General features: G+C 33.7%; 4 protein-coding genes. 1 reads left to right on the top strand and 3 read right to left on the bottom strand.

The features are described from left to right. Nucleotides 1–222 precede the first annotated feature (222 nt). Together IM507_RS14660 and IM507_RS14665 are read right to left on the bottom strand one after the other, a co-directional pair. Nucleotides 223–2,961 (bottom strand): KGGVGR-motif variant AAA ATPase, encoded by a 2,739-nt coding sequence (locus tag IM507_RS14660; RefSeq protein WP_002736152.1) that lies wholly within the window; start codon nt 2,959–2,961, stop codon nt 223–225. Further along, complete coding sequence (locus tag IM507_RS14665; RefSeq protein ID WP_259679029.1) at nt 2,958–3,419, bottom strand: hypothetical protein; 462 nt, start codon at nt 3,417–3,419, stop codon at nt 2,958–2,960. The genes IM507_RS14660 and IM507_RS14665 overlap by 4 nt, the downstream gene beginning before the upstream one ends. 178 nt (nt 3,420–3,597) lie before the next feature. Here IM507_RS14665 and IM507_RS14670 point away from each other — a divergent pair, with 178 nt between their 5' ends. Further along, on the top strand, nt 3,598–4,491 hold the full coding sequence (locus tag IM507_RS14670; RefSeq protein ID WP_002736931.1) for a DNA adenine methylase: 894 nt from the start codon (nt 3,598–3,600) through the stop codon (nt 4,489–4,491). A gap of 9 nt (nt 4,492–4,500) precedes the next feature. Here the strand turns inward: IM507_RS14670 and IM507_RS14675 are convergent, their stop codons facing one another. Continuing rightward, complete coding sequence (locus tag IM507_RS14675; RefSeq protein ID WP_287637259.1) at nt 4,501–4,824, bottom strand: hypothetical protein; 324 nt, start codon at nt 4,822–4,824, stop codon at nt 4,501–4,503. Nucleotides 4,825–4,987: the final 163 nt, after the last annotated feature.

Genomic DNA, 4,987 nt, shown 5'->3' on the forward strand with positions numbered 1-4,987 from the left:
AAATCGGCTAAATCCTTATCTGGCAAGGGACTTAATTGATTAGCTCGTTCTAGATTGAAAACAATTGGCAAAAATCGCAGCCATGTCTTTCTATATAAGGGTTTCACCCCTTATAACTCCCGTCCATTGCATAACACAAACTGAAGAACCGATAATAGCTACGTCTGTTGTGAAAAGCTGATAACAATCAATCATATAGTCATTGCCAAAAAGCTCGAACCATTAAAAATTTGATTTCCCCAAAACTTTGCGCTTTAAAGCTAGAACACGAGGACGCGCACCTTGACTAGAAAATCCTAACCCTTCACGGAATATTTCGGGCATATAATAACGAACTGCATCTTCTTTATCCTTGTCCTCATAAATTACTCCCATTTGCTCAAGAACATTGACTTGAGTGCCATCCAGATTAAACTGTTCTAGAGAAAAAGGAATTTTTCTATCACTATATTTATGTAAACTTTCTTCTACCCAGCTTTTAAATATAGGATATTCTTCCTCAGACTCTCTAACTTTTTCTCGACTACAGGGTTCAAGCGCTCGTCGAATCGCTTGGGGAGGTAACAGTCTAGTATTCGACCATTTAGAAAATTGTATTTCTTCTTTTTTTTCTACAGTAATATTAGCAGCATGGTACAAAAATCTCACAATATCCCTCGCTTGCAGTCTTCCATTAAAATCGGTTAAAGCTGCAAAAATCCAATTGTCTGACTTAGCTTCCCTTGCATTATCTGCTCCTAATTTTTTGCCCCAAAGTAATTCTAATTTTTCTTTTAAATCTTCAATTGAACAGCCGACTAAATCCTGAGAGTTAGCATTAATAACCGATGATTGTATGCAGAGCCAATAGGAAAGTTTAAGAAACGATTCTAGATTCCAAGATAGATCATAATTACGATATAAGTTTTCAAATTGTTGCGAGTTTTGTGTGATTGTATATCTCAAGAAATCTCGACGCAGAAAGACAATCAATCCGAGATTAGATTGCCGAATTTCTGATAATTTATTCGGTAAATTATCGATCAAGGCTTTCAAGGCTTTTCGTTCACGGTTATCATTGGCAACATTAGGAAAAGCATCTTCTAATCCATCAAATAAAAATATAATCTTCGAGTTTTTTTGTTGAAGGTATTCATGCAGTTTATGTAATTGACAATTTTCAGGATTATAACCTAAAACTCTCGAAATTTCTTTGATCCAAAAATTTGTCCAATCAACCTCATTCCAATCCTGATTTGATAGCGACTGCGTAATTCTGTCTTTTAAATCCGATGAGAAAAATTGATAATCATTATTAAGAAAATTATTAACATTTTGCCGTGCTTGCTCAAGAATATTTTTGGCCTGATCATTTAAATTTTGTGATTGCAGTAAAGGAAATATTAAACCGAGATTTTCTAGGGAATTTTCTTGATTTTGAGGATCAACTTTATTTAAAAAATTTTCCCAAGACTGTAGGCGAGATAGCTGAATATAATTAAAGGTTTTTCCCGCACCTTTAGCACCAATTGAGATAACATTAGGTAGTTTATCTTGAAAATTACGAGCGAGATTTTTCAATGGCTCGGTAATGAGCAAATCTTCCCCTTGTCCCTTTTCTGCATAAATATATTTATTGCAAGTATCCCTGAGTTTTTTCACATCATCTAAGGAGTTATCTGAAGGTGTGGCTGATGCAATGCTATTATTAGATAATTTATCTTCTGCCCATTGTCTTGCCAGTTCCATCAAGGAAGTTGAACTTAATTTGTTTTGAGCTTCTTCCCAATTGTTAACATATAGTAACTCTTGGGCGAAATCAGTTTCTTTAATATCCAGTCTAGCAATATATAAAATCTCATTTTTGGGTTGAACATAAGCCGACTGTAATTGCTCTAAAATATTCTCAAATGCTGATAAATTTCTAACTTCTGGAGTTAAAAAACTAATAATTATCGAAGGATCATAATAATTACCATCCTTTACTTTTAAATCACTGGGAGCTAGTAAGCCAATTTTTTCTAAAACCATCCTGACACCTCGCCAAGATTGCTCATTAACTGTTGTTACTAAAAATCTTTGGATTCTAGAGTCAAATAAAATTGGGCTAGAAATTTCACTTAATCCTGCTCTTAAATCAATAAATATATAATCTACTGCTAATTTTTGCCCTAATTGATAAATTGCATCCCCTACTTCCCACGCACCCGATGGATTTCTAGCTAAATTCTCTGGAAGTATAGGAGTATCTAAGAGTTCTTCTTCTTCAATAAAAGCGGGGAGAAAATATAAAGTTGATTTATTTTGCTGTTTGGCAGTTTTCTTAATTTCTTGAGTTACCCAAGAGATTGCCACCTCTAGAGATGGATTAGGATATTGATAAACTTCCAAAAAATTGCTCAAAGATACGGTTGCCTGTTGATTTTCATACCTTTGCCAATAGGTTAACCCCGGTGCCTCTAAATCTGAGTCAATAACTAAAATTTTAATTGGTTTATTTATCTCTTTTGCTCTTGCTAAGAGAGCAAGAATATAAGCGGCTAAATGTAGGGTTCTTCCCACACCACCTTTAAAAGAATAAAAAGCAATAATTTCTGGCTTATCTTGATAAGCATTGGGTAAAAAATTATCCGATTGCTCTGAATCTGTATTTTCTTTTAAATAAGCGACTTCCTGCCAAAAAGGTCGAATCGATGGAGAAAAATAAGAACTATTATCTATTAAAATAAATTCTACAGGAATAGAAGCATTATCAATATCTAGCTGAATAATTTGTTCTGATTCTTGATACCAATCTCCGAACCATTCTTTTAATATTGAGTTAGCTTTTGGTTGATCATCTTGATTTTGAATACCAATCTCTAAAGCACTACTAAAACAACTAATTTTAACAATACCATCAGGTAAGTCATTTCCGTTAGCGGTTTCGCGAGCAATTTTTCTTTTAATATCAAACCAAGTTAGTAATGTCCGTCTTCTCATAGTCCCTGCAACTCCTGTTCAATCCAACGTAATATATCTAACAATTTTTTTTCTAATTCACCATCCTTGATATTTTCACAGCATCCCCCATATCGCCACATTTGATTAATTTCACCGGAAGAAAGCTCTCTCTCTTGATTATTTTTTAAAGGTTTCATACTTAATTGTGAGGGAAGTTTTAGTTTTTCTCCCGCAGCTAGTTTGTCTAGTAACTTATTTATATCATGCCGCACTTCAAGTAATTCTCGACAAGAATCGGTGCAATCTTTACTTTGTCTTTTCAGTAAAACCGCTTTGAGACCACATTCAACCGAGTAAAATAGCAATAAACGATGAGCGTTAGTTATGGTTTTGACCTTTGCCGCTCGTTGATTTTCTCTCCATGCTTTTTGTAGTTCTCTGTCTGTAAAAGGAATCACCCAGTCAACCCTTTGCACGATAGGGTTAGATCCTAGCACAAAAAAACCCGCTGGCGCGGGCTTTTTCCACAAAACCAAAGTTTTAATTAACCTAACAACGCTTTTGCCTTCGCTACCACGTTATCCACGGTAAAACCGAACTTCTCTGACATTCCTAGATAAAATATCGTAATTTTGTTAAAATAATCTCAAAGAAAAGCCTCTAAAATCAAAGGTAATGTCCAAAATCGCTAAAAAACTTAGTAATTCTCCTTTTCGTTATCCTGGCGGTAAATTTTATGCCCGTAAGCTAATCTTAGCTTGTCTTCCTAGTCACCATAAGTATTGTGAACCCTTTGCGGGGGGAGCATCTATATTCTTTGCTAAGGAAAGTGTAGCAGAGAATATTCTCAATGACAAAGATGAGGAATTAATGAACTGTTATCGACATATCAAAGATCATCTTGATAGTCTAATTGAATTATTAAAAGATCTAAACGCTACCAAAGAATTACACAATTATTATAAAAATGAATTTCAACCAGCCAATGACCTAGAAAGAGCCATGCGTTGGTATTATCTAAATAGAACTTCCTACTCAGGAATTATGAAACTTGAAAATTGTTATTGGGGCTATGGTGATAAGTATTCTATGCGTCCTGAAAACTGGCCTTCTCACCTAAAAACCACTTCGGAAAAACTGCAAAATGTCAATTTATCTTGTTTAGATTTTGAAGATTTAATCAATCAATTACCCGATGATTACTTTTTATTTGTCGATCCTCCTTACTTTCAAGCAGATCAAAATAAATTCTATTCCTGCTTCTTCAGTCTAGAAGATCATGAAAGGTTATGTAAGACGTTGAAAAAACATCAACATCGATTTAAATTTCTTTTGACTTATGATAATTGCTCCGAAATTAGAGAAATGTATGATTGGTGTATTTCTTTACAAGATAATGAATGGAATTACACTATTAATCGAACTGATGATCAAAAAAATGGTTTAAAATTAGAACATGGTTATCAGAGTGAAAGACGCAAGGGCAAGGAGGTATTTATTGCTAATTATGATCTTCAGAAACCTGCAAGATTTACACCTCTACAATTAAGTTTATTCGATGTATCTTGATTCCTAATTTTAATCAAGTAAATCCTCTATTTTTTCTATCGGGAGCCATGGTTGTAGAGGTTCAGCCGTATTAACATCAAAGAAAATTTTGGGATAATTAGGGATGAAATTACAGTTGTTATCGTGGCATTTCTGGCGAGAACAATTGATATTATTGGTTTGATTTGCTGTTAAATCTTTACTTCTGGCAACGTACATTTTTAAAAGGGCTTCTTCTTGATTATTAATATTAATTTTGCTTAAAAATATTTGCTCTTTTGGTGTGGGCTTCCAAACAAATAGTCCCGTTTCTAAATTGGTCTGAAAAAAAGCATTGGCAAGAGATGTAATCACTAAATCAAAATCTGTTTCAATATATTAGACCTCTTGCATAATTTTTTTATGGTATAATATAAGGTTTTGCTTTTTTCTCAATTCTTAGATTGAAGTGGAAAAAAGAATAAAATGTGATCTTAGGTCAGGAAATCATCTATAATTTTGCTATGTTTATTAGCAA

The sequence above is a fragment of the Microcystis sp. M20BS1 genome (assembly GCF_020245305.1).
In the GTDB taxonomy this organism is placed as follows: Bacteria; Cyanobacteriota; Cyanobacteriia; order Cyanobacteriales; family Microcystaceae; genus Microcystis; species Microcystis ichthyoblabe_A.